The sequence below is a fragment of the Paenibacillus sp. NRS-1760 genome (assembly GCF_050467785.1).
Lineage (GTDB): Bacteria > Bacillota > Bacilli > Paenibacillales > Paenibacillaceae > Pristimantibacillus.
The window spans coordinates 257,523-281,106 of sequence record NZ_JBITPK010000021.1; the positions used below are offsets into that span (position 1 = coordinate 257,523).

Sequence of the window (23,584 nt, forward strand, 5' to 3'; positions counted from 1 at the left end):
TACTGTTTTGACGTCGGTCCTTATAACTCATAACGCTGCTCAATTGAACTAGCTTGCCTGTTAATTAAATAAAATGAGCAGGCCACCGCAGCGCCTGCTCATTGTAATTCTTACTCATGTACAAATCATTTAAAAGAAACTCCACTACGAAAAACAAAGTTTCTGTTAAACGGCAGCTAAAGTTATTTTTCAGTTTTCTCTGATTCGTAGTCGTCTACGATTATATTAATAATTTTATATGATTCGTCTGCAATAGCTTTGTTAGTATTTTTATTACCATTGTAGGTTATTAACGCCTTCCATAACGCCCATCCTCTTGCTCGGTTCCAAGTTCCATCATCCATATTTAATACACTTTTGAATATCTTTCTACTCTCTTCATCAAAAAATGTCCAAGCCATTGCAGCATCACAAGCCGGATCACCAACGCCCAATATACCGAAATCAATGACTGCATAAAGTTTTCCGTCTTGAATGAGTATATTTCCTGGTGCAATATCACCATGAACCCAAACCGGCTCCATTTCCCATTTAGAATCAAGGGCCGATTCCCAAATTTCTTTTAATACCTGTTCATTAAAAACATCTTTATTATTCTCAATTGCATATCTCGACTCTTCATCGTATACAGCTATAGATCCGCCTCTATAGAAATTATGCTCCCCAGCTAAAGGACCTTCACTTGAGTCAATCGATTGTAATTCAATTAAAAAAGAACCCAAGTCTATTGCCAATTGGTTAAGATCATTTAAATTTTCCTGAGACAATGTCTCTCCTTCCAACCATTTGTTGATTGACCATGGCCAAGGATATTCTTCACTAGGATTCCCCTTAGCTATTGGCATGGAAATGGGTAAAGAAAGTTTTTTTGATAACAATGGCAGCCACTTTTGCTCTTTCTCCACTTGAGGTGCATAGGATACTGCACTTGGCAATCTTACACTCATATGTTCACCTAAATGAAAAGTTCTATTATCATTCCCACTAAATTTTACAGGTCTGATTTCTAACTCAGACCATTCTGGGAATTGTTCATTTATTAAGCTTACAACAACATCAACATTTATATTTTTCATTAATTACCTCTCTAACATTTCAAATTTTTTAGGAGTTTAAATTTTATTTTTAAATAAGCGCACTAACATGTTTATCAATCTCTATTCTTCCGTTAGCTTAACCAGGCTATGTATTTTGATGGTCCTTGTGAAGAAAATTCACATACTCATCCTTCGTTAAACCGAACAAGATGGAATCATGATATTTTCCGTTTATGTAAAACACTTGACGCCTGATTCCTTCTTGAACACACCCTACTTTTCTAAGCATACTAGCCGATGGCTCATTTCCTTCAAGAACATAATCATTGAATTTATTTAGTCTACGCTCGAAGAAAGCGTATCTTAGGAGCATGTGAACTGCCCTGGTTCCATATCCTTTACCTCGGTAGAGTTTATCAATCACGATGCCTATGCTAAATGTTCCATTCCTCTCGTCAATGCTATTTAAATTAATACCGCCTACACTTACACCATTCAGGTCTTCAATGGTAAACATAATTCTACTGTTCGTTGATGAAAAGTCCGTATTTTCCTCAACAAATCTTTTTGCTTCAGAAATTGTAGGCGGCAATTCTATTGTACATTCTAACAATCGACGCGCAGGAGTGTCATATCCACTTACATAACAGCTTTCCCAATCTTCTAGTGAAATTCCCCGCAATCGTATAGCTTCGTCTTGCCAAAAGTAAGTGCTGTAGTCTATTTCTTGCACAGAAACACCTCCACTTAATGAATAATTGTTATAATTATAACTAGTAAATTCAATGCGTAGTTAGTAATTTTCGGTTATAACTAATTTGCCCGTTAGCTAAAAAAAAAGCAGGCTACCGCAGCGCCTGCTCATTCTTCTATGCTATTCAATCACCATATCTGTTAGATTAACGAGCTAATTATACAAACAGCTATTCTTCTCGTTTTACTTTTTTTCGTCGAGAAAGTGATATTCCCCCAAAGCCACTGATGACAGCAATGTAAAAACCTATATCATACCACCAGCCAGAGTTGTAAATTTCATATACTCTAATATCGTGATTGAAAATGCCAATAATAATTGAAATAGGAGCAACCCAGCCATGCCATATCCCCCAGAAAAAACCTGCAGGATTTTGAGCATTATTTACGCCGTCTCCAGGTACACAGCCCGTTAATGAAAGAACCGTAAAAGTCATTAGTACCATTATTAATAAATACCTTTTTTTCATATCTCGTCACCGTCCAATAACAATTTTAACGAAGCAAGTTTGTAGAATATAAAATTTCCTTTCTATACTATGGAGACTAATCTCAAAATATTCTACAATTTCTTTTCCCTATATTGATCATGCTGCCAAACTTTAAATATCTGAGATGTCCTCGCCTTCAATGCGCTCCCTACTTCAATGGGCTCTCGCCACGCTACATGTTATACCAATACATCGGATGCTCTGCGATTTGATCAAATCCAAGTTTATTTGCAAGAGATATCGATGCTTGATTATCTGAATGACAACTCCAGTTTGGTAGTAGTCTTTTACTACGACACTCATTGATAAACTCGATACCAACTTTTGTCGCGAGCCCTCTACATTTATGTTCCTCAATTGTAATAATATCAATCTCAGCAAAACCTCCGCCAACGTAAGGAGATGAACAAACGCTTATGATTTTATTCTCTTTTGTAATAAAATGTCCGATGCCGCGCTCATTAAAATGCTCGTTGGAATCCCACACTAGCTTATAGTATGTGTAGAAATCCTCGCGATATCTATTCGAGATATCTTCGTTTAGTACTTCATATTTCAGTCCTTCATCGATATTTATATGTATGTCTTTACTGTTTTCAATAAACTTTTGATCATTAAATCGGAAATAAGTACGTTTTATTTTATTTGCATGTTCTAGTTGATATTTATGGAAAGCTATTTCCCATTCGTCTGTGAACATCGCCAGTGCATAGAACCCAATGTGGTTGTCTTTATGATTTAGAAAGTTAGCTACAGCGTCATTAAATGTGCAATCTGAGGCATTACCAACTAAACAATAAAATCCACCGCAACTTGTAAGAAAAGCAGCAGACGGATCTAATCTACTGTTTACAAATATCCTTCCATTTTGCACATGTTCAATTACAGAAAAGGCAAAGACTGCTTTGTTTTGGATTTTTGAAAACATTGGTAATACTTTAGAAAATTCGTTCCTACTCAACTCGAACATAATCCACCTCATTAAATATGCTTTCAATATTTTTCGATCATAGATTCAGTTACCATTAATTCTGATCTACGCATTCAACAGCCTCATCCTGATTTTCATATGCTATCTTGTACCGTCAGTTAAATCATTTTTTGATTTTGCAAATGTAAAAAGAATATTCAGGAAAAACTTCGTATACATCCTTTTGTTCTAGGAGACAGCTACTATTTCTTATGTATTCATAAACTAATTCTATTGGGTATTTTAAGCTAGACATAAACATTAGATATCCCCCATGCTTTAACAATCTAAAACATGAATCCAGACATTTTTTAAAATCCCCAGTCTCGTGTATAGCAGATCCTATTAATGTCACAAGATCATATTTTTCTATAGGCAAATCCAAATCAAAAATATTTTTGCACAAAACTTCTGAAGGATTCGGATGTCTTTCCTTCTGTTGCCTATACGAGAATATTTCACATATTTCAATGTCTATATCAATACTCGTTAAATTCCCCTTTCCCTTTAACCAATATCCAAGGTAGTCATCCCAATCCCCTGTACCGATACCGACATTGCATACTTGCATTTCATCTGTAATGGGGAATGCTTTTCTAACGTAATCTCTTGTCACCAATTCAGTGTGGATGCAGGGTGGTGATGAGTTCCACTCACCAGCTTCGGGACTTTTGAGTTCAAGATAATAATGAAACAATTTTTCATCCATGTTCATCGAGAATCCCCCTATTTGCATATCATTATATGCTTAATAAAATGAGCAAGCCACCGAAGTCCCTACTCATCCTTTGATTTATTCAACTAACTTCCCTAGTTAGCGCAAGAGAGCCTTATTTATCTGAGAACGTTGTCCAGTCCTGGTCACGCAGTGTCATGCCCTTTTAACGAAAAACATCAATTATCTTATTCAAAACGATGTATTCCAACACAACTATTCCTATGCAAATAAGTATAAAAAACTGAAGTCTTGCTGTGTTAATTCTATCCTTCCAATATTCTCCTCTAAAAAACGAAATTATGTTAGGAGTGAAAGTATGCCTAATAGATTCGTTATAATCATTTTCATCCACAAAGAAAATACGGAACAGAAATTTATATATTGGAATATTTAAAAGAAATAAAACAATAATCATAACCAGTTCAAAAGTCATATTGTTTTCCTCCAAAAATATCTTTACCTTATTTTAAAATATATGAACGTCTTAAGCTGCTCTCAAAGTAAATTAATCTATCAAAATTGGACTAATAAAAAAATCATCACTCGTAGGATTTTCCCAATCATTATTATTTGTATCCAAATCGCTCATTAAAGAAGCTACAAAATGAAGCATATCCTCTTTTGTTTTTACCTCATAAGGGTTTAAGCTCATTGTACTGAATCACCTCAGAAAAAAATCGTAGTTTAACTGTTTTCGTCACTCAATTTTAACACATATTGGAACTATTCTGGCCGTTAGCTTAATAACAAATAAGCAAATAAACTTCCCCGCAGTACCCTGCAGAGAAGTTCTCTCTAATAAAATATCTTCTCATTCCGTTATAGTTGCTGCTTTGTAACATCTCAAATTATTGATTTTTAAAATATTGCACATGCTCAGACACCCACTGGGCAAAGGTGCGTGCTGGGCGGCCAGTGACCTGTTCGACGGTAGGAACCACTGTATACGCAGATTTAGGAGGGTTGGCATGCCAGCCTATTACAAAGTTAATAACATCCTCTTGAGCTCCCATATTCCGCATGCGTTCGCGCGCTTGCTCTTCGGTGAGCTCGACGAATTGGATATCCTTCTCGATTGCAGCACTGATCGTGCGAACCTTTTCTGGTATCGTTAGCACTTCAGGTCCGGTCAACGTATAGATTTTACCTGCATGACCGGTGTTGGTCAGGGCGGTTGCAGCGACACTGCCGATGTCGGCCGGGTGAATCATCGCATCCAAAGAATAAGCAAACGGCTCCTTCACAATGCCTTCCGAGCGAATGGACTCTGCCCAGATAAGTGTATTGGACATAAACTCTGGAGGCGGCTGGAGAAAGGTCCATTCCAGACCGCTCGCTTCCACGGCCTGCTCCACGGGACCGTTCACACCGCTCCACAATACTGTGACTCGCTCTACTCCAGCTTTCTTGGCCAGTTCAACAATTTCGGGTCCAGTCTGCAGCGGGCCAAAACCTTCACTGTTAAAAGTGATTAAGTGCATGCTTGTAACGCCCTTCAGCACGGGCACAAGAGACTCTGGAGAAGCAAGATCGCCATAAACGACCTCAACCTCTTTGGAGAAATTTGCTTTTGCCGGATTGCGCGTCAACGCGCGCACATTATGACCTGTTCGGATAAGTTCTTCAACGATATAGCGACCCACATTTCCGGTCGCTCCTGTTACTAAAACCGTCATGGCTCAGCCTCCTTGATTTCTTTTATCTTGGTGGTTTTTCATTAAACTGATTTGCTTTTTCAAGCTTAATTCCGCATCTGCTAAAGCTTTCTGTTGTCGAATAACTTCATCCAGTTTTGTTTCATAGATTTGAAGTAATTCATCACAATACTCATCTTTTTCGCCGAATTCGTCGTTACCCAGATATTGGCAATACATAATATCTTTTATCTGATCCGTTGTAAGTCCTAAATTAAGATAGAGTTGAATCGTATGAATAACTTCGACAATAGAATCATCAAATTCGCGATAATTATTGTCGAGACGAGAAGCGGTTATCAACCCTTTTTTCTCATAATGTCTTAAGGATCGAATACTAGTGCCGGTCTGTTTCGCTATTTGACTTATTTTCATTTTCATAGCTCAACCTCCTTTCTTTGTATTCTTAGTTCATCATAAAGTATGACACTAGTGTTATAGTCAAGTCCTTTTTAATAAAATGAGCAGTCCACCACAGTGTCTGCTCACATTTTTTATATTTCAACTATTGTGTCCCGTTATCTCAACAACCAATATATCCGTAGCCAGCCTCGTTATATAAATAATTAGAACCCTTCAATACTATTCAGATTGTCTCTCACGTTCCGTCGACTCAAGTACTTCGAGTTTTTGCTCATACTGACGAATTAGGGCTGGATCGGGCCCATTGCGGTGTTTTTCGATGAACGCCTGAAGTGCTTGGCGGTATTGCGAAATGAATTTTGAGTTGGCGGAGTTTGTTGCAAGCTTGGCTTCGGCTTTAATAATTGGTTTCAAATCCTTATTGATTATCCATTTCTTCCCGTATTCTGACTTATCGCTCATGATGAGGAGATTACGTTCGAAACCTGGAACATACTTGGCGACGAAAACTTCACCCTTAGGCGGAATAAGAATGGCATTACGCAGCGGATAAATACTGGCGGACATGGTAGTGAAACTCGCCTCCATATCTTGCCCCTCGGAGGTTTTGAGGACCGCTTCGTACTTCCAAACATATTGATCATTGTAAAGGGAGTTAGTTTCCTCTGCGTAAACAATGATTGCAGTACTTTCCGTTCCAACTGCGTTAAGAAATAATGAATTTATATAATGCGCGACAAAGATGTTGAGAATTGCTGCCAGAAGCCCCAAAGACGGCAGTATGAAAAACCATTTTCCATGATTACGCCATATAGATAAGAAGATCCCCATGGCAAAGCTGAAAAATAAGATTATCAACAATGACCAGAATGGGTGATTCGTCAGGAAATACAATACAGCTGAGATGATATACATGTATTTTACTCACCCCTCATGGTTATACTATGCCAGCCCTATTGTTGTATTCTAATGCGTTCTTGTTTGCCATGACCTTGTTCGACTATCAGCGGCTTCTTATCTAAATAATAATCCCACCCCATTTGCAATTGCATATTTAATGCATATTTAATCAATCGTTCGCCGTTCTTAGGCATATGAGGGTTGAAGTGCCATCTTTCCATCTAAAGAATCTCGATAACAAATATTAATCTAAAAATTCGTTAGATATACTGAAATTTCCTGCTCGTTAGCTTAATAACAAGAATGAGCAAAAAAACCTCCCCGCAGCATCCTGTAGAGAGGTTTATTTTCAGTTTGAATGGATTAGACTTTTGACTCTTTTGGTTCCCTATTGGCTTCGCCAGAAATGCGTTCCGCTTTAAAGTAAATTCAGCGCCTTCAGTAAAGCCCATTCACTGGATTTGAAGCCTTCTATTGAAAAATGAGCATCTGGAAACATCGGGGACAAATGATGGTACCCAGGGTATACATGTAATTCCACTAAGACACCATCAAAGACCAGTTGTTTTGCAAATAATAAGGCTTCATCGATGAATAAATCGATGCTGCCTATACTTATATAAGTGGGTGGCAAACCGGCTAGTGATTTTGCACGCGCAGGCACGTAATATTGACTGACCTCTTCACTACCAGGTTCATGCCCTAAAACAGATTTCCAGCCGAAATAATTGCTTCCTTTTGTCCAAACAAACTCACCCGCATAGGGATGTTCTGGCGCAATACTTGTACGGTCGTCAAGCATTGGATTACGCAGCCTTAGATGATGAATATCAAATTCCTTTTGGTCACGAATGTAAATGGCTAGACCCGCTGCTAATCCTCCACCTGCGCTGCTGCCGGATATGGCCACTTTTTGAGAATCAATCGCTAATTCCTCGGCATGCTCAATACACCATTTAAGGCCCGAATAACAATCCTGTAGCTGACTAGGCTGAGCATGCTCTGGTGCCAAGCGATAATAGACAGATACACAGCAAAAACCATGCTGGGAAGCAAGCGAAGCATTAGCTGTACGATCACCAACCGGACTTCCCATAACCATACCGCCGCCGTGAATAGAATAAAATAATGGCAACTTCTTGTGCTTTGGCTGGATTGGTTTAATGATCTCTATGCGAATATCTGGACCTCCAAAATAACTTGGTACTGTTTTTTCTTCAATAGTAACTGGGAACAACTGCGTAACATCTATTTGCGGCAGCATTTTCGCTTGATTTGTGCGCGATTCTATTAACATTGATTCAGAAAGATCAGTTGTTGGAAATAAATCAACAGCGCTGATAATTTCTTGATCAACTAAATGTCTGCTTCTGTTTTTTTGCTCACTCATGGTTTTTAATTTCCTCGCTTTCTATCTATACACATCATTCATTATGATGTGCTGCTCATCGTTTTATGCACAAATTTGAGCCCTTTCTAACTTTCTTTCGTCAGCTAATTTCCAACTATCATGTACACTCTCACATGCTAAACCTATTTTAAATAATGTAGACAGCTATTCATATGTCAACAACGGCTTAGATTCATTGTTTACACAAAAAAGGCACTAATGAGAAATTCTCACCAGTGCCCTTTATTCTTTATTCATTATGTGAATACACAATTCTCTTAATCGTATCTATCGAGAGGAAATATTCCTTCGAAAGCTGCTCGATACTGCGCTTACTCATAAAAGCATTTCTAATAGCGGCATTTCGCTGATCCAGTAACTGTCTACCACCGCTCAAGCTTCCCCAGTTCTTATATTCCTTTTCTTGCTTAGGAATGTAAAGAGCCTCTCCTTGAACATACTTTTGAATTTCCAAAATTAGCTCTTCAGGCAATATCTTTTTTGCATTAATATATTTCAACTTCGCCCGCTCCTTATTTTGACAATTAAAAATAAGGTGCAAAGCCAAAATATTAGAAAAGCTTATTCAGCGCTATAAAATGTTTCGCCCCACGCAAAGTAACGCTTTTCCAATAACAGGCTTTGCATGAGTGGAAGAAGTACCAGATAATCTTAAGAGATTCTCCATCAGTAAGCACCCCCTTTTCCTAACAAGTATAACATAAATTCAAATGGAGAAGATCCGCATAGAGAAAACGTGAACTAAGCCTTTAACCATACGATAAATCGGCTTGTACTAATTTGATATTGATGTGTGCTTGGAAATAGTAGTAATTATTTTATCCCAGTCATCATAATGAAGTTCATGTCCAGTACCCTCCAATGTCAGTAAAACCGCATCCGGAATTTCATTAGCAAGATTTTCTCCATTTTTATAAGGGATAATGGGATCTTCAGTACCATGTACAATCAGAGTACGTGCAATGATTTCACTCGTCCTAACCAGATAGGATTCCCCACCTGCCAATAAGGCGTGATTCCCCATGCTGGCAATATTGTTGCTTCTAACAAATTCTTTTTCCGCCAATGCGCGAATTATAAGCATCCAATACTCTTATTGCATCATCTGCCATATCTTCAAAAGTATAACCCGGTTGACCAGGCTCGTAAGTTGTTGAACGTCCAACATCTCGGTTATCATAACGAATGATAAAACGTCCTGCATCTGCCAAACGCTGACAAAATTCTTCTTCCCACCATATCAATGAGGATTGAGCACCCATAATTAGCAAGATGGCCGGATGATCTGGCTTTCCGAAACTGTCTGCACATATGTTAATCCCATTTACTTTTATTAGTTGTTGGTTCATATGAAACCCTCCAATGTTTCTTAAAAAATAAAAAACACAGGCCATAGGCCTGTGCGCATACTGTAATCGAAAAAGAATTTGAGAATGAACACAGTATTATGATTACCCTATGGAAGACTATCAGTCTAATCACCGGCTTTATCATAAAAGGTTCATTCCATTTCCTTTGTATCTAGTTTATATGGCATGGAGGTAAGGTTACCCCTATCCCAATGATATAAAACTAAACTAGGTTACCGTGTAGGCAAACTAATCTTCGATTACGATGCACACAAAATAGTCTTAAACCACAAACCAATTCATTGTGCAAAAAGTATCGAAGAATTAGATCAACACACGTAACCCCTCCGTTCGTATAAGTTAAATTTATGCTAACATATGGAAAAGTTATATGTCAAATACTAGGTGGTTTCCTTTGTGTTAACCTTTATCCTAGTTTCATAAAGCTATGATGCCTCTTCCCTTATGTTTTTTGAAACTTTCACAAATTGATTTACATACCCTGCCAAATAAATAGCGCTGCGCCAACAATTTGACGTTTTTTCTACGCTCAGCATTATTGGGCATATGCTTAAAATAGATCGTTTTCTCAAAACGCTAATCATATGGTCAGCCTGTTTTTTGAAACTTTCCTTTAAGTAACCTAAATACTTTTAATGTTTTTTCAGAGAAACCTTGAAAGAAATCACTTAGATATTTTTGGACAAGGAACCGTACCAAACTAAAGAATAGAGAAATAACTATTATAAACACAAATAGTTTTAATCCTGTTTCTATATATACCATTTAGATAACGCCCTCCTATTCAATTATCATTATATACTAATACATCGATTGAACTGGAACATGTCGATAACAACCGCTATCCGGACAGAAACTTTCAATTTCACGTTTGGCCAGACAGTTAGCCATACCTTTTATTGAAGCAGATCCGATTTCCCGACACTGATGCTCCCGTAGCACATAAAAACTGTCAAGACCAAAAATGTTGTTCATTCGGTCACCTGTACAATGAATAATATCATCATTGCAAGGCTCGATCGAAATGGTGCCGACACGTCCTCGTCCATTCGCGCGACAAGAAATCGTACCCCTGACCCCACTGTAAACAAGGCATCATTCAACAATATTCAGCTACCGTTCTCCGTTAGTTGAAAAGGCTACCTCTTATAGCGATAGCGGTAGCCCTTTGTGAATGAATTCTTATTATCCGATAGTTTAGAGAATTAATTTCTTTTTATTAATTTATGAATACTCGAAGGCTTTAAACCAGCTTGAATAAGCAATTTAATATTGAAACCCGACTTCCCATAGCTTAAACGATACCAATAGTAATTTATGTATTCTATCACGGAAAAAACATAAATCAACATACCAAAAAATAGATCTCTTTTATTCTGTGCAAGCATTAACAACAAAATAACAATTATCACAGCCAAAAGAAGATTAATTCTTCTAAGCATGATTAGGATTTTCCGCATTAACAATGATTTCTCTTTACCTAATGATTGAGATCTAAATACCCAATACAGCACACCTTGAATTAATTGCAACACAAGAAATGAAAACGCAAGCAAGCTTGCGAATCCTAAATCTAGATACAGTTTAAATACAACCAAAAAAGAAATAGCCGCAACTAACTCACCCAAAGCTAGATTCAACAGGTATTTTCTTAGTTTTCGCATAAAACTCCTTATAAAGATCACCAATACCAACTATTTTAGATTAATTAAAGTATTCATTTTACAACAGTATCTTGTTAAGCATAACTACCCGTTATCGTAACGATAAGCTACCACGCGGCAGTCCCTTCGGTGTTCAACTAACGTCTCCCATCCATTAGTCATATTCGTTCAGGTAAAGTCCAGGTTGTTATTATCTCTTAACCTGATCACTTTCTCATTGTATTTTTTTAACTTAGCTTCGAAACCGCTTCTATTTTGTTCAAAATCCCTTGTCCATTTATACATCATCTTCAACATCAGGAAGTCTGGCTTATAATGACACTTTTCAATACCAAGATTTTGCTTAAGGAATCTCTTTAGAATTCTTATCCTTCGCGTCCACAATGGAGTATCAAGAAATATGATTGTATCGGCCATTTCATACAAACATTGATAGGACTCTCTATCTGTTCCTTCAAATATCCATGTACCGTGTATATCTATTTCCTTTATAACCTCAATTTGTTCTTCTGCTGAACGTTTATATCGTCCCGTGGGTGTTTGATGATGGACTATGGAGTCAAGTTCATAACAAGGTACACTAACTTTCTGCGATAAGCGTTTAGCCAATGTCGTCTTACCACTAGCTACAACTCCAATAATGAAGATCTTTTTCATTCCTATTCTAGCTCCCTGCATCGAGCATATTTGATTTAAATGACTTCTCTATTGACAACAGGGATTCCTTCTAATGTAATTTTGACAAGATATTGGCCCACGTTATGGAACGAATACTCATTAGCGTAACCTGCCCGTTAGATTAACAGCTGCCGTAGCTGAACTGCAACCCTAAAGATAGACTGTTTAGAAAGAGTAATCATCTTTCGGGTTTTGTCTAGTCAGGGTAATGATCAGAAAGTGCACCTATACCCTCCAGTTCAAATTCGAGAGATACCTCATTATGTTGTAAATAATCCATAGTTGTTTTATCAAGCATATTTTTAAGTACTTGTTTGAAAAATGCTTTTAAAAACGTTCATACTCGACCTAAGCAGGGGGGAAATCCTGATCGAAGGTCTATTTTATGACAAAGCAACTTCCAGTATAGTTCCATATGTAAGATAATACTAGGAGGTTTTAACGCATGACAGAAGCCGTTTTGAAGCTTCGCAACGTGACCAAATCGATTGGCGGACGTAAGATCGTCGACAATCTTAGTTTCGATATACCCGCAGGAGAAGTATTCGGATTTCTCGGACCGAACGGTGCCGGCAAGACGACAACAATACGGATGATTGTTGGCTTGATATCGATGTCGAAGGGCGAGGCCCTAATTAAAGGCGTATCCGTCCGCGAGCACTTCGAGCTTGCCATGACGCATGTAGGAGCGATCGTCGAAAACCCGGAAATGTATAAATTTTTGACCGGTTATCAAAACCTTGTTCATTTTGCCCGTCGGCATAAAGGCATTACGAAGGAACGGATCAATGAGGTCGTTAAGCTTCTTGGACTTCAGAACCGTATTCACGAGAAGGTTAAACGTTACTCTCTCGGCATGAGGCAGCGGCTTGGCGTTGCCCAAGCGATTCTGCATCGTCCATCGTTGCTCATCCTTGATGAGCCGACAAACGGGCTCGACCCTGCAGGCATTCGAGAACTGCGCGATTATTTGCGCAAGCTGACGAGAGAAGAAGGCATCTCCGTCATCGTCTCTTCCCATCTTCTATCCGAAATGGAGCTTATGTGTGACCGGGTTGCGATAATACAAGCCGGCAAGCTCATCGATATTCGCTCGTTGCAGGAAACTCGCGATTCAATACAGTCGAAGATCGTTATCGAAGTCGGCGATTTACTTGCCGCTCAGCAGCTGCTATCCGCTATCTTCGACGCAACCCGCATTACGGTGAAAGGCAATCAGCTCGAAATTGCGGCTGACAAAGCTGCCATCCCCGATATTACAAGGCTGCTTGTAAGCTCGGAGATTGACGTGCTCGGCATTCAAGTGGCGCAGAAGTCGCTTGAAGAACAGTTCTTGGAAATTACCGGAGGTGAGATGGTTGTCTAGTCTGTCTAATCTAATTCGAAACGAAAATATGAAAATATATCGTCGTCCTCGCACATGGCTTATGATCGCCTTCCTCGTTTTTACAATCGCATTGATGAGCGGCATCATGAAGTGGGAATCAGGCAAAAATAATACGATCGACTGGCAAAGCAACCTGACCGAACGAAATAGCAACATGCAGCAGGAGCTTCAAGAAAACAAAGAACTCTCGGTAGAGGACAAAGCATACTTCACTAACGAAATCAAGCTCAATGAATATTATTTGGAACAAAATACAAATCCTAACGAGTTGTCATTGTGGAATTATGTAGATACATCATCATACTTAATTATTTTAGCGACGATTCTAACCGTCATTATCGCTGCCGATATGATTGCGGCCGAATTCACTTGGGGCACGATCAAGCTGCTGCTTGTCGGTCCAGCTTCGCGCACGAAGATTATGATCAGCAAATACATCGCCACGCTTGGGTTCGCGCTTCTGCTGCTCATATTGACATTTGCGTCTGCTTACGCGGCCGGAGGTATTCTCCAAGGCTTCGAAGGAACAAGCCAAGCGAAAATATCAATTACCGATGCCGGAGTTATCCAAGAAAGTTCCTATTTGTTGAATTCGTTGGAGAAATACGCTTTCTCGATCGTATCCATGCTCATGTACGTAACGATGGCTTTCATGATTTCGTCCGCGTTCCGCAGCTCTTCGATGGCCATAGCCTTCTCGCTTCTGTTCATGCTGGTCGGCAATACGCTATCGGCGCTTCTCAGCGGCTATAGCTGGGTCAAGTATTTGCTCTTCTCCAACATCGACCTGACGCAATATATGCAAGGAGCGTCGCCGCTAAGACCGGAAATGACGATGACGTTCTCGATTATGATGCTTGTCGCCTACTACATCGTATTTCAATTCTTAGCTTGGCTGCTGTTTACGAGACGCGACGTCGCCGCTTAAGGGCATTTCCAATATTAAGAACCTCGGGCACTGCTTGCAAGAAGCAGTGCCCGAGGTTCTTTTGTTTTAATTCACTAACGTATGCCGTTAGTTAAACGATCTATATCCGATCTTTAATTTTGAACGCGGATAAAAACTTAGAGTATTTCATTCCGACACTTTATTTTCTGCGTTACCCTGTCAATTCGGCGTCCGGTCGACTAATCTTTTTACCGTACCCACTGTATTGCACTTGAATCCGGTCTTCCGGACGAGTGTCGACGGTATACAGAACGAGCAGAAAGAACCATTCCAGCGGCTTCATCGCCACATAGATCACATCCGCTGCTGTCTTCGTGCGAATCTGGCGACTTACCGGATAACCGTATTTGTCGTATAGTCGGCGAATCGTCCGGTGGCAGGCGGGCATGTACTGTTCCAGCACGTTTTCGAACGCGTTAGCGATCATCAGCTGGCGATTCACAGTAATAGACCTGCCGTGCCGGATTCCCGGCCTAAGAGGCTTGACTAGGGATCGATGTCCCAAAGCGGCGACGGTGCACAAATAATGGCCATCCCCCGACACCATTTCCGGCGGTGGCGCCGGAAGCCTAGACAAGTAGAAGCCGCTTGTATCCAAAAACGCCCGCACTACGCCATCCGGCCTCTGCCCGAACATGACTAGAAACAATTGAACAACAAGCTGAACGGGGAATAGCAGTGCGAACCACAGCGCCGGAATTGCCCGGTGACGCATGATGATGAAGCGATGCAGAGGCCGCTGCCAGGCGGGCATCGTCTCCGCATCTTCCTCCCTTCCGAACGCCTTCCATACGTCCAATGAGCGCTTGAGCTGCGCCAGGTACAGCAGGCAAGACGTTAAGCTCCCGGTTTGAAGAAGCAACACGGAGAAGATCTCATTAAAATCGTAGTTGGAAATGCCGGTATGAATGAAATAGACTGTGGTCAGCGAAATGCAAAGTACCAAAAAGACGTTGCAGCAAGTATAGACAATTGGAGAAAGCTTCCTATGATAGATTCTCAGCGCCCAATAGGAACAGAAGCCGAGCAACCAGTCAACACAAAGCACGACACTATGCTTGTGAGACAGAGATGCGTATGCATATAATGGCTCTCCGGTTTCTGAGTACATTTTCAACGGCGCACCTCCTGGTACCCCTTTCACATCAAATACGAATCCAACGATCAGGAGAAACGAGGCGATTGAAAGTAGAATGCCGTCTACGAGCCGGGTTAACGTCAATCCTTCGCCTTGTTCGCTTTCCCTAGCTTTTCGCGCGAACGTAAACACCGCCCGAATGAGGGCGGTGAACGCTAGGAGAAGAAACGGAGTGAACAACAGTAGCATTTTCATGATGCTCCTTCCGGTCGATATTGGACAGGACTTGTGCGGCAGTCGCGCTTGTCGTTTCGCCGACACCGGGCTTCTAGCGGTTCGCCACCGCAATCAATAAGGTAGGCGTCAAAGTTGAATGCCCGATTTCAAAATTTTAAGAAAGCAGATTTGGAAGCGGCGAATGCTAAAGTCCCTTTGACGCGGTATGATACTGATTCTAAAGAAGGCAGTCTTTTGAGAGGAATCGAAGTCAAGTTGCCTCTGTGTTATTTAATGAACGCGACCGGTTTGCACCTCCGAAGATTTATTTTGATATAAGTAAGGAGCTGACCATTTATCTAGTCAATGATACTCTGAATTTATAATTAAAAAAAAAGAAAAATAATCATTTACATTTTCCTATTTATTGGACATTACTGCCCGTTAGCGTAGTGCAGCCATATGGCAGCCCTTAATGCTTAATATGAGACCTGATATCGGAATTACAGCAGCGAGGTTACGAACTTCGCCTCCGGAAAGCGGCTATCCGGTCCTTTCATTAAGATTCCGCCTTGATCTTTTAGATAAATATCGAAGAAATCCAGCATATAGGCATTGATAACGGAGTTCACTCTTTCGGGCGCAATCTTTCCTGTAACTCCCAGTATTTTGAAAATCGGAGAAATGAACTGTACATCGGTAAAATTCAAATGCTCCGTATTGTCGATATAGAGGGATTGTCCCCCTACGTCAACCGTTTCGCGCATCCGTTCAAGCTCTACCTTTTTGTCTTCTGTTACTTGATCCATCCACTCTCTTGTGTTTCCCATACGTTTAAGCTCTGCCTCCGTATAGGCGTGGTTATCCTTCACCATTTTTAATCTTTCGAATTCGCTTTGCGAGTTCATGAACAAAAACGGCTTACGCAGACCCTCTCTCTCGCGCAGTCGATAAAGCGCTCCATCCAAGTCTATTCCAACCGTGATTCGCGGATCGTAAGAAGCGTCATAGGCCGTCGCTCCGCCGATGGAATGACCGAACACCCCGACGTGGCCGAGATTAATCCTCCCTTTTAGATCACTTGGAATCCGCCCCGATTGGATGAGCTCGAATTGGTCCAGCGTAAACGCCACATCGTCGGTTAAAACTTTTCCCAACTTGTCGCGATTTCCGCTTTCCGTCCTGTAATCATGGTCGGGCGAGAATAAGTCGTTGGTTGTGCTGGTGGTGATTCGACCATCCGGAAACTCGGTTGCAAATGTATTGTAGGTGTGGTCAATCACTGCCACGATATATCCGTGACTCGCGAGATTTTCGGCTTGCGACGTATGGAGGAACCTAGAGGAGCCGAACCCCGGATTGGCAAGGATCAGCGGGTATGAAGCCTGTGCCGAAGAGACTTCGGCCCCCGAATAAGCATGACTGGATACGTACTTCAGGTGTTGAAGAGTAAACCCGGGAAGGCCATAATTCCCGGCCATATAACGTAAAATCTGGGGATCGGGAATAAAGGGAGCGTACTTTCCGGTGCCAGCTTGAGCCGGATACCATACCTGAACCATTAATTCTCTCTTTCCTTCTCTGGCTTCGTCAAAAATCTCTTCCCTCTTTGTATCCACGAAATGAAGTGTCTGTGTTCCTACCTTAAATTCGCCTGTCGGTTCAGGCAGTTTAAATACAGGAAAAGCATACATAAGACCCGCTGTTACGACCAGCATTAACGCTATAGCGGTATTAGCTGAACCCAACATGAATCGCGGGATTTTTTTTTGGCTGGTTTTTTTAAAATAGCTATAACCTGAAATGGCTAAAAAAATGATCGTTATGCAATACGGAAAAAATAGCTGAACTCTGTATCCTTCCACCGTGCAATGAATGACCAGTAAAAGTGTGGCGATCCCGCTTGCAACGAATACTGAAATTTTACCCCGTCCTTTTTTTAATAGGACTGTTAATGCAAACAAACCGATGTTTGACAACAAAAGCAATAATTCAAACAGCCTCATCTCGATTCTCCTTTTAAAAATTTCTATTTTTTTATTCCAATATTATCCTGTAAAACTGGCCTAAGCTATCGCTTTGCCTTACATCTACCTTACAATTTTGTAAGACGTTTATTTAGCACGTAACCATAAAGTGGTAACCATGGTTACCACTCGCGAGACTGATCGTGCAGCTCACTTTTCTTGTCCACCCTAAAAAACTGCCCGTTAGCTCAACGAGGCTGCCGATTTATTCCGGCAGCCTCGTCTTGATGATTATTTACCTGTTAGCTTAATGAAGCACCGTCTGCCTAAGACTTTATTTTCTTAAGACACCGCTGGCGCCTGGCTAGCGTCTTGAGCTTGTTCGCATGCTTTTCAAATTTTTGAATACATTTATGTATTCGATTAACAGGAGGACACAGGTCATGTCACAACTCGGGCAATCGTTTATGAGAGGTACTCTGGTTTTGTCTGTTGCAGCTTTCATCAATCGTATTCTAGGATTTATCAGCGGCATGTATATAGCTCGCGTACTGGGCGCAGAGGGAATCGGCATCTTGATGATGGCGCATCCGCTTGTTCCGCTCGTCATTACGATTACGGAGCTTGGATTACCGGTGGCCATTTCCAAGTTGGTCGCAGAGGCCCAGGCCCGCGGCGAACGGATGAAAGTGAGGCGCATTCTGTATGTCTCGCTCGCTGTTACGGGCGTTTTGAGCGTAGCGCTCACGACTATATCGTTACTTGGATCAGAGTGGATCGCGTCTATTCTGTTAAGCGACCAGCGGGCTTATTACGCCATGCTAGCGATTACACCGATCGCACCGATTATCGCAGTCTCCGCCGTATTAAAGGGATATTTTCGGGGCATGCAGCAGATGAAGACCATTGCAGCTTCTGATGTGCTGGAGCATACGGTTCAAATCGCGTGTGTGCTAGCGTTGGTACACCTATTGCTGCCTTACGGAATTGCTTATGCAGCTGCTGGTGCAATGGCTGCCTCTGTCGTCAGCGAAGCAATAAGCCTCTTATTTCTGATGACAAGCTACAAGCTATATGGTGAATCGAAGGTATCGGGCGAGACTTGGGCGAGCCATCTGAAACAAGGAAGAAGCACACTCGGCGAGCTGCTGCAAATCGGACTTCCGACGACTGGTCATGGTATCATTCATTCGTTATACAACGCCTTCCAGCCGCTTCTTATTACAACCAGCCTGGGCCTGTACGGCATCGGCACAGCTTTAGCCACAAAGCAATTCGGTCTGCTGGCCGGCTATGTGTTTCCGCTATTATTCATGCCAAGCTTTATCACGCAATCCTTATCCACCGCTCTTATTCCCGCGATTGGTGAGGCCACGGTGAACAAGAATAGTTTGCTCATACATGAGAGGATGAATCAGGCTATGATATTGGGGCTTCTGATCGGCGCGCCAGCGACCGTTATTCTGTACGAATGGGCAACTCCACTAACGACACAAGTCTATAATGCGCCTGAAGCAGGATTACTTCTAAAAATACTAGCGCCTATGTTTTTTCTACATTATTTCGACGCTCCACTTCATGCGATTCTACTTGGCCTCGGTCGCGCGAAAGCAGCACTATGGAATTACATAATAGCCACTGTTTTCAAAGGTGTCTCGGTCTTCGTGTTAGGCAGTCAATTAGGAATCGTCGGTGTTGCGTTCGGCATCGGTATTGGCATATTGATACAAACGCTGTTGAACTTTTTTTCCATCTCGAGTTCGATCGGATTTTATGGGAGTATTCGTCCTTATATCAAGGTTGGGATCTGCATGATGTTAATGGCAATATGCGGACACTTGACCTATAACCAATTAGTCAGCCACGGTATGCCGCAGTTATGGTGCGTAATCATTTCAATCATCTGTTCCTTGTTACTTTATTTTGCTGCTCTAGTCGTGACCGGTACGTTGAATTGGAAAAGCACGCGTCATAAATTTTCAATTCCATGGTAAGAAAAAAGCAGTCATGATTCGATATGTAAAAAGAACATAAAGTATTAGACTGGATGTCTTTATTCCACCCGATTTTGCGAGTTGTCATATCGTAAGACTCCGTAAATAAGTTTTGGTCTGAATTTAGAAATTGAAATAGCGGCAGCCAAGGACGAGAAAATAAAGAGTCCTAAACTGTCGCTATTTTATTGAACTAATGTGTCCCGTTAGCTCAATGGTTCGATCGTGATGAGGTGAGGGTTTGTTCGTCTGATTCCAATCCCCTGCTGCTGCCAATGCCATCTTCGAATCAACTTCTAAATTCTGCCGGACCGAGAGCCGAATGGCTCGAAGCGTGAATATGATGTTATATGATAGGAATGCCTTCGTGAAATACTAAAAAAGCACTTCTATTTGTTTATAATCTTTCGAAGGTGATTTCTTTGTTAAAATCTCTTTGTCATCACTATGACCATTATAAATATTCAATATCTTTAACTGATAAATCCAATCTCCTGTATCTTCGTGTACTAATCTACCGTTATAGATAATCCTTCCATATTCACTACTTTGAAGTATAAACGCATTTTCAGATAAGTATTGATATCTTGAATCATAACGAACAGGTTTGCCACAAGAATCAGAATACTTAAAATATACTTGTAGTTCGTCAACCTTGTTTTGTATTTCAGTACTAGCTATCTTCCAATCATTTAGGTGTGAGTCAAGATACTCGACTTTATTACTTTCAATTTCAAATCCATTTTTATTTTGAGTAATTAGTATTTCCTGAAAAGGAATCGTAGTGCTTCCAATATAATTTATCAGCTTATCTGGAATTGAGAACGACTTGCTAAATCTATTCCTCAAAGTAGAGTGTGGAGCTCCTCTGACCTTTTTATCCCATAATATTGTGATAGATTGAATGATCACACATATTCGCTCCTTAGTTTAAGTATTACTTTCCTTTTAAATAACGTCTCTTGACTGTCCATTAGTTGAACAAAGGGCTACCTCACGGCAGCCCTTTAATTATTGAACTAACGTTCACTGTTAGTTCAATCATATCAACTCTGAGATAAACATTGGTGTAGCTCCATCCTCTGTATTAAAGCCAAATTTATTATAGAAATCCACTGCATGAGGATAAGAAATTAATACTTTTGTTTTACACCCTTTATATCTATCAAGCATTATATTCATCATTTCCTTACCTATACCTATACTCTGATAACTCGGATGAATAAGCATATAATGAAAATATACCGTTAAAACACCATCTGACAAAGCATTTATTAAACCTACAAGCTTTCCTTCTTCCCAAGCGGTAACAATTGAATGAGACCCTCCGATTGCTTGTAAAAGCTCGTTTGGATACTTGCCAGACTCCCATTCTACCGAAAGAAATAGCTCTTGGAGTGCATCCTTAGTGATATCCTCTTTGCTTGAAGCGTAATAAATACTCACCCCTATACCTTCCTTTCATAAAACTAACTACGCCACAACATCTGTTTTAAACTCCCATACTTCGATGGTTTTGCAATCCTTACGAAGCCATAAAATGATACCGACAAAAAATTTCCGATTTATCAAAGTGAATAATCACTTTATTTACCTCAATATACTATTAAAAATATGTATAGAAAATGGATTAACTGAAGTGGAATTTGTATTTATTTACATTTGATAAATCATGAGAATACTTCTTTTACTTAAGCATACTAATCCTAAGAGGTTTATAGCGTTAATCTGCCCGTTAGTTAACTAGTTGTAAAGCTGATTCCGTCCTACATGAATGCAGGTAAGGTTATCATTTTATTTATATCATTATTTTAAGAGATACTTATAATATGCTGGGAATTCTCGTATTAAGGAGTAAATATCTCTAAACTCAAAGACTTTGGCATGAGCTGAGTACACTTCTTTAATATCCATTTTTCTAAACGCTAATTTTGTTCTAGATACATGAAAATATTGAGTAATAACCATAACAGAGTCTAATTCTAATTCATCCATAATCTTGCTCGTATTTTGGGCTGTCATATATGAGTTGTACCCATTATTATCCTCTATAATTTTATCTTCCGGTAACCCTTTATCTATTAAATAAGATTTCATAACCTTTGCTTCATCGAAACCTTCCTTACCAATACCGCCACTTACAATGATAAAAGTAAAATAGTCCCTTTTATAAAGCTCTAAGGACTTATCTAATCTTGCTTTTAACCGCTCAGAAGGCTGTCCATTAACTTCTACTTTATTTCCTAATACTACAGCTGCGTCAACTGGTTTCAATTCATCATTCAACCCATCTATTATCACGAAAGTAGTGTGAATGATAAACCAGATGCAAAGACTTGCTACTAATATTCCAAATCGTTTAATGAAAATATAGTTCAATCTCTCACCTGCATTCTCTCATATTTCTCCATAATCATACCCAAATTTTATCACACATGGGTGCATGAAACATTCCACGCAGACGTCCCACCGACTTAAAACTTTATATGTATTATCAAAATTGAAACTAATTGCCCGGCAGTTGAATGCCACGCCAGCTGCTTACATCGCATTGGCCATATTCATTATCGCCCACAGCAACCACCGTGCCGTCCGATTTAAGACCGAGCGTATGAGCGCAGCCTGCTGCTACCGCCACAATATCGCTCCAGCCACTTACATTGCATTGGCCATGTTCATTCCTACCCAGAGTTACCACCGTGCCGTTAGATTTAAGCCCGATTGTATGATTACTACCCGCTGTTATCGCCACAATACTGCTCCAGTTGCTTACATTGCATTGGCCATGCTTATTCAAACCCACAGCCATCACCGTTCCGTCTGATTTAAGCCCAACGGTATGAAGGTAACCCGCCGCTGCCGCCACTATGTCGTGCCAATCGCTTGCATTACATTGGCCATACTGATTATTACCCACAATCATCACCGTGCCGTCCGATTTAAGACCGACGGTATGCCAGTCACCTGCCGATACCCCCACCATATCACACCAGCCGTTTACATTGCATTGGCCTTCATTATTTCGACCCACAGCCACTACCGTCCCATCAGATTTAAGCCCAACGGTACGACGCCACCCCGCCGCAACTGCAACAATATCGCTCCAGTCGTTTACATTGCATTGGTCATGCTTATTCCAACCTACAGCCACCACCGTACCATCAGATTTAAGCCCGATTGTATGCGCATTACCTGTGTTCGTTGCCATATGAACATTACCTGCCGCAACCGCCACAATATCGCTCCAGTCGCTCACCTCACATTGACCATATTTATTATCACCCACTGCCGTCACCGTTCCGTCCGATTTAAGACCAACGGTATGACGACGACCCGTCGCTATGGTATCCTTAGGCCATCTTTTCACCTCTAACGCCGCTTCAATTGGTGAATTGTAATCCATGTTTTTCCTCCTTGAAACAAGGCTTATTTTATGATCAGGTCATGCTCCTTGCGAACTTCGTAAACACCTAACATTTTAAGCATTTCGCACATTCAATAAACAATCCTCCCCGTTAGCACAATCACTTATCTCAGCTTCATAGCTTTAATGTCTTAGATTTCCATACTTGGTATAGTCCGACAACTAGTAAGATAAAAGCAATAACTTCTATGATCCTAGGGATGATATTCAGTATTGTGATCATCTCTCCAAATGTCATTCCAAGCGGTAGTGTAGTACGGTTCGCATCATAAGAATTAATGAGTCGACTTATTGTAAAAGGTGCAATAAAATCATAGATCTTCAATATTAAAATAATAAGAAAGAAGTAAAAGCCTGCAATGAAGTTATTTTACCTGCACTGTATAAGTCCAAAAATTAATAAAAATATGAAGAAAATCGAAAATACAATTGCAAAAATTCCTAATATAACCACCAAATCACCCCTTTTTTTCACAAAATTGATATTCATATCTTACGTTTGCCCCAAGGAATAATTCCA

Annotated in this window: 24 protein-coding genes and 1 pseudogene; 3 read left to right on the plus strand and 22 right to left on the minus strand. The window is 40.5% G+C overall.

Annotated features, from left to right (window positions below):
• Positions 1 to 182 precede the first annotated feature (182 nt).
• The 16 genes and pseudogenes from ACIFSR_RS29325 to ACIFSR_RS29400 all read right to left on the minus strand — a co-directional run bounded on the left by ACIFSR_RS29325 (position 183) and on the right by ACIFSR_RS29400 (position 12,028).
• The gene (locus tag ACIFSR_RS29325; protein WP_430061979.1) at positions 183 to 1,076 is read right to left on the minus strand and encodes an aminoglycoside phosphotransferase family protein; all 894 of its coding nucleotides are present in this window, start codon (positions 1,074 to 1,076) and stop codon (positions 183 to 185) included.
• Positions 1,077 to 1,182: 106 nt separating this feature from the next.
• A complete protein-coding gene (locus ACIFSR_RS29330; protein WP_430061982.1) occupies positions 1,183 to 1,770 on the minus strand; it encodes a GNAT family N-acetyltransferase in 588 nt (195 codons plus the stop codon).
• Between the two features lie 190 nt (positions 1,771 to 1,960).
• On the minus strand, positions 1,961 to 2,260 hold the full coding sequence (locus tag ACIFSR_RS29335) for a hypothetical protein (protein ID WP_339208368.1): 300 nt from the start codon (positions 2,258 to 2,260) through the stop codon (positions 1,961 to 1,963).
• Positions 2,261 to 2,453: 193 nt separating this feature from the next.
• On the minus strand, positions 2,454 to 3,251 hold the full coding sequence (locus tag ACIFSR_RS29340; RefSeq protein ID WP_430061985.1) for a GNAT family N-acetyltransferase: 798 nt from the start codon (positions 3,249 to 3,251) through the stop codon (positions 2,454 to 2,456).
• A 124-nt stretch (positions 3,252 to 3,375) separates the two neighbouring features.
• Positions 3,376 to 3,966, minus strand: a complete 591-nt coding sequence (locus tag ACIFSR_RS29345) for a methyltransferase domain-containing protein (protein ID WP_430061988.1) — start codon at positions 3,964 to 3,966, stop codon at positions 3,376 to 3,378.
• A gap of 166 nt (positions 3,967 to 4,132) precedes the next feature.
• The gene (locus ACIFSR_RS29350) at positions 4,133 to 4,402 is read right to left on the minus strand and encodes a hypothetical protein (protein ID WP_339208365.1); all 270 of its coding nucleotides are present in this window, start codon (positions 4,400 to 4,402) and stop codon (positions 4,133 to 4,135) included.
• Between the two features lie 72 nt (positions 4,403 to 4,474).
• On the minus strand, positions 4,475 to 4,621 hold the full coding sequence (locus tag ACIFSR_RS29355) for a DUF7660 family protein (protein ID WP_430061991.1): 147 nt from the start codon (positions 4,619 to 4,621) through the stop codon (positions 4,475 to 4,477).
• 196 nt (positions 4,622 to 4,817) lie between these two features.
• The gene (locus tag ACIFSR_RS29360) at positions 4,818 to 5,645 is read right to left on the minus strand and encodes an NmrA family NAD(P)-binding protein (RefSeq protein ID WP_430061994.1); all 828 of its coding nucleotides are present in this window, start codon (positions 5,643 to 5,645) and stop codon (positions 4,818 to 4,820) included.
• A gap of 3 nt (positions 5,646 to 5,648) precedes the next feature.
• Positions 5,649 to 6,044, minus strand: a complete 396-nt coding sequence (locus ACIFSR_RS29365; protein ID WP_339208363.1) for a MerR family transcriptional regulator — start codon at positions 6,042 to 6,044, stop codon at positions 5,649 to 5,651.
• A 201-nt stretch (positions 6,045 to 6,245) separates the two neighbouring features.
• The gene (locus ACIFSR_RS29370; RefSeq protein ID WP_430061997.1) at positions 6,246 to 6,941 is read right to left on the minus strand and encodes a MerC domain-containing protein; all 696 of its coding nucleotides are present in this window, start codon (positions 6,939 to 6,941) and stop codon (positions 6,246 to 6,248) included.
• A gap of 38 nt (positions 6,942 to 6,979) precedes the next feature.
• The gene (locus tag ACIFSR_RS29375; RefSeq protein ID WP_430061999.1) at positions 6,980 to 7,147 is read right to left on the minus strand and encodes a hypothetical protein; all 168 of its coding nucleotides are present in this window, start codon (positions 7,145 to 7,147) and stop codon (positions 6,980 to 6,982) included.
• 197 nt (positions 7,148 to 7,344) lie between these two features.
• The gene (locus tag ACIFSR_RS29380; protein ID WP_430062002.1) at positions 7,345 to 8,316 is read right to left on the minus strand and encodes an alpha/beta hydrolase; all 972 of its coding nucleotides are present in this window, start codon (positions 8,314 to 8,316) and stop codon (positions 7,345 to 7,347) included.
• A 250-nt stretch (positions 8,317 to 8,566) separates the two neighbouring features.
• The gene (locus ACIFSR_RS29385) at positions 8,567 to 8,836 is read right to left on the minus strand and encodes a CD3324 family protein (protein WP_430062006.1); all 270 of its coding nucleotides are present in this window, start codon (positions 8,834 to 8,836) and stop codon (positions 8,567 to 8,569) included.
• Positions 8,837 to 9,112: 276 nt separating this feature from the next.
• Positions 9,113 to 9,686, minus strand: a pseudogene (locus tag ACIFSR_RS29390) (alpha/beta fold hydrolase).
• 1,226 nt (positions 9,687 to 10,912) lie between these two features.
• Positions 10,913 to 11,371 carry a hypothetical protein gene (locus tag ACIFSR_RS29395; protein WP_430062009.1) on the minus strand — a complete coding sequence of 153 codons (459 nt, stop codon included), beginning with the start codon at positions 11,369 to 11,371 and terminating at the stop codon, positions 10,913 to 10,915.
• Positions 11,372 to 11,539: 168 nt separating this feature from the next.
• Positions 11,540 to 12,028: an AAA family ATPase gene (locus ACIFSR_RS29400; protein WP_430062012.1), complete on the minus strand. Its 489-nt coding sequence runs from the start codon at positions 12,026 to 12,028 to the stop codon at positions 11,540 to 11,542.
• A gap of 466 nt (positions 12,029 to 12,494) precedes the next feature.
• Between ACIFSR_RS29400 and ACIFSR_RS29405 the strand changes: the two genes are divergently transcribed.
• Both ACIFSR_RS29405 and ACIFSR_RS29410 read left to right on the plus strand, forming a co-directional pair.
• Positions 12,495 to 13,415, plus strand: a complete 921-nt coding sequence (locus ACIFSR_RS29405) for an ABC transporter ATP-binding protein (RefSeq protein WP_430062014.1) — start codon at positions 12,495 to 12,497, stop codon at positions 13,413 to 13,415.
• Complete coding sequence (locus tag ACIFSR_RS29410) at positions 13,408 to 14,364, plus strand: ABC transporter permease (protein ID WP_430062016.1); 957 nt, start codon at positions 13,408 to 13,410, stop codon at positions 14,362 to 14,364. The genes ACIFSR_RS29405 and ACIFSR_RS29410 overlap by 8 nt, the downstream gene beginning before the upstream one ends.
• Before the next feature lie 172 nt (positions 14,365 to 14,536).
• Here ACIFSR_RS29410 and ACIFSR_RS29415 read toward each other — a convergent pair whose 3' ends face one another.
• A complete protein-coding gene (locus ACIFSR_RS29415; RefSeq protein WP_430062019.1) occupies positions 14,537 to 15,718 on the minus strand; it encodes a DUF6688 domain-containing protein in 1,182 nt (393 codons plus the stop codon).
• Positions 15,719 to 16,182: 464 nt separating this feature from the next.
• The gene (locus ACIFSR_RS29420) at positions 16,183 to 17,685 is read right to left on the minus strand and encodes an alpha/beta hydrolase family protein (RefSeq protein ID WP_430062022.1); all 1,503 of its coding nucleotides are present in this window, start codon (positions 17,683 to 17,685) and stop codon (positions 16,183 to 16,185) included.
• 404 nt (positions 17,686 to 18,089) lie between these two features.
• On the opposite strand from ACIFSR_RS29420, the gene spoVB reads away from it, so the two are divergent.
• Entirely contained in the window at positions 18,090 to 19,640 is a 1,551-nt protein-coding gene (gene spoVB, locus ACIFSR_RS29425; RefSeq protein WP_339208352.1) for a stage V sporulation protein B, read from the plus strand.
• A gap of 375 nt (positions 19,641 to 20,015) precedes the next feature.
• Here spoVB and ACIFSR_RS29430 read toward each other — a convergent pair whose 3' ends face one another.
• From ACIFSR_RS29430 to ACIFSR_RS29445, 4 genes are all read right to left on the minus strand, one after another.
• A complete protein-coding gene (locus ACIFSR_RS29430; protein WP_339208351.1) occupies positions 20,016 to 20,552 on the minus strand; it encodes a hypothetical protein in 537 nt (178 codons plus the stop codon).
• 129 nt (positions 20,553 to 20,681) lie between these two features.
• The gene (locus ACIFSR_RS29435; RefSeq protein WP_339208350.1) at positions 20,682 to 21,086 is read right to left on the minus strand and encodes a GNAT family N-acetyltransferase; all 405 of its coding nucleotides are present in this window, start codon (positions 21,084 to 21,086) and stop codon (positions 20,682 to 20,684) included.
• Positions 21,087 to 21,446: 360 nt separating this feature from the next.
• Positions 21,447 to 22,019, minus strand: coding sequence for a YdcF family protein (locus tag ACIFSR_RS29440; RefSeq protein WP_430062025.1), 573 nt, complete (start codon positions 22,017 to 22,019; stop codon positions 21,447 to 21,449).
• Positions 22,020 to 22,146: 127 nt separating this feature from the next.
• Entirely contained in the window at positions 22,147 to 23,043 is an 897-nt protein-coding gene (locus ACIFSR_RS29445; RefSeq protein WP_430062028.1) for an RCC1 domain-containing protein, read from the minus strand.
• Positions 23,044 to 23,584: the final 541 nt, after the last annotated feature.

Excerpts from the sequence above, each read along its gene's own strand:
- ACIFSR_RS29365 (WP_339208363.1), bottom strand. The coding sequence starts at position 6,044 with ATGAAAATGAAAATAAGTCAAATAGCGAAACAGACCGGCACTAGTATT.
- ACIFSR_RS29325 (WP_430061979.1), bottom strand. The coding sequence starts at position 1,076 with ATGAAAAATATAAATGTTGATGTTGTTGTAAGCTTAATAAATGAACAA.
- ACIFSR_RS29445 (WP_430062028.1), bottom strand. The coding sequence starts at position 23,043 with ATGGATTACAATTCACCAATTGAAGCGGCGTTAGAGGTGAAAAGATGG.
- ACIFSR_RS29400 (WP_430062012.1), bottom strand. The coding sequence starts at position 12,028 with ATGAAAAAGATCTTCATTATTGGAGTTGTAGCTAGTGGTAAGACGACA.
- ACIFSR_RS29380 (WP_430062002.1), bottom strand. The coding sequence starts at position 8,316 with ATGAGTGAGCAAAAAAACAGAAGCAGACATTTAGTTGATCAAGAAATT.
- ACIFSR_RS29360 (WP_430061994.1), bottom strand. The coding sequence starts at position 5,645 with ATGACGGTTTTAGTAACAGGAGCGACCGGAAATGTGGGTCGCTATATC.
- ACIFSR_RS29345 (WP_430061988.1), bottom strand. The coding sequence starts at position 3,966 with ATGAACATGGATGAAAAATTGTTTCATTATTATCTTGAACTCAAAAGT.
- ACIFSR_RS29340 (WP_430061985.1), bottom strand. The coding sequence starts at position 3,251 with ATGTTCGAGTTGAGTAGGAACGAATTTTCTAAAGTATTACCAATGTTT.
- ACIFSR_RS29375 (WP_430061999.1), bottom strand. The coding sequence starts at position 7,147 with ATGGAAAGATGGCACTTCAACCCTCATATGCCTAAGAACGGCGAACGA.
- ACIFSR_RS29395 (WP_430062009.1), bottom strand. The coding sequence starts at position 11,371 with ATGCGAAAACTAAGAAAATACCTGTTGAATCTAGCTTTGGGTGAGTTA.
- ACIFSR_RS29355 (WP_430061991.1), bottom strand. The coding sequence starts at position 4,621 with ATGAGCTTAAACCCTTATGAGGTAAAAACAAAAGAGGATATGCTTCAT.
- ACIFSR_RS29335 (WP_339208368.1), bottom strand. The coding sequence starts at position 2,260 with ATGAAAAAAAGGTATTTATTAATAATGGTACTAATGACTTTTACGGTT.
- ACIFSR_RS29415 (WP_430062019.1), bottom strand. The coding sequence starts at position 15,718 with ATGAAAATGCTACTGTTGTTCACTCCGTTTCTTCTCCTAGCGTTCACC.
- ACIFSR_RS29420 (WP_430062022.1), bottom strand. The coding sequence starts at position 17,685 with ATGAGGCTGTTTGAATTATTGCTTTTGTTGTCAAACATCGGTTTGTTT.
- ACIFSR_RS29350 (WP_339208365.1), bottom strand. The coding sequence starts at position 4,402 with ATGACTTTTGAACTGGTTATGATTATTGTTTTATTTCTTTTAAATATT.
- ACIFSR_RS29405 (WP_430062014.1), top strand. The coding sequence starts at position 12,495 with ATGACAGAAGCCGTTTTGAAGCTTCGCAACGTGACCAAATCGATTGGC.
- spoVB (WP_339208352.1), top strand. The coding sequence starts at position 18,090 with ATGTCACAACTCGGGCAATCGTTTATGAGAGGTACTCTGGTTTTGTCT.
- ACIFSR_RS29370 (WP_430061997.1), bottom strand. The coding sequence starts at position 6,941 with ATGTATATCATCTCAGCTGTATTGTATTTCCTGACGAATCACCCATTC.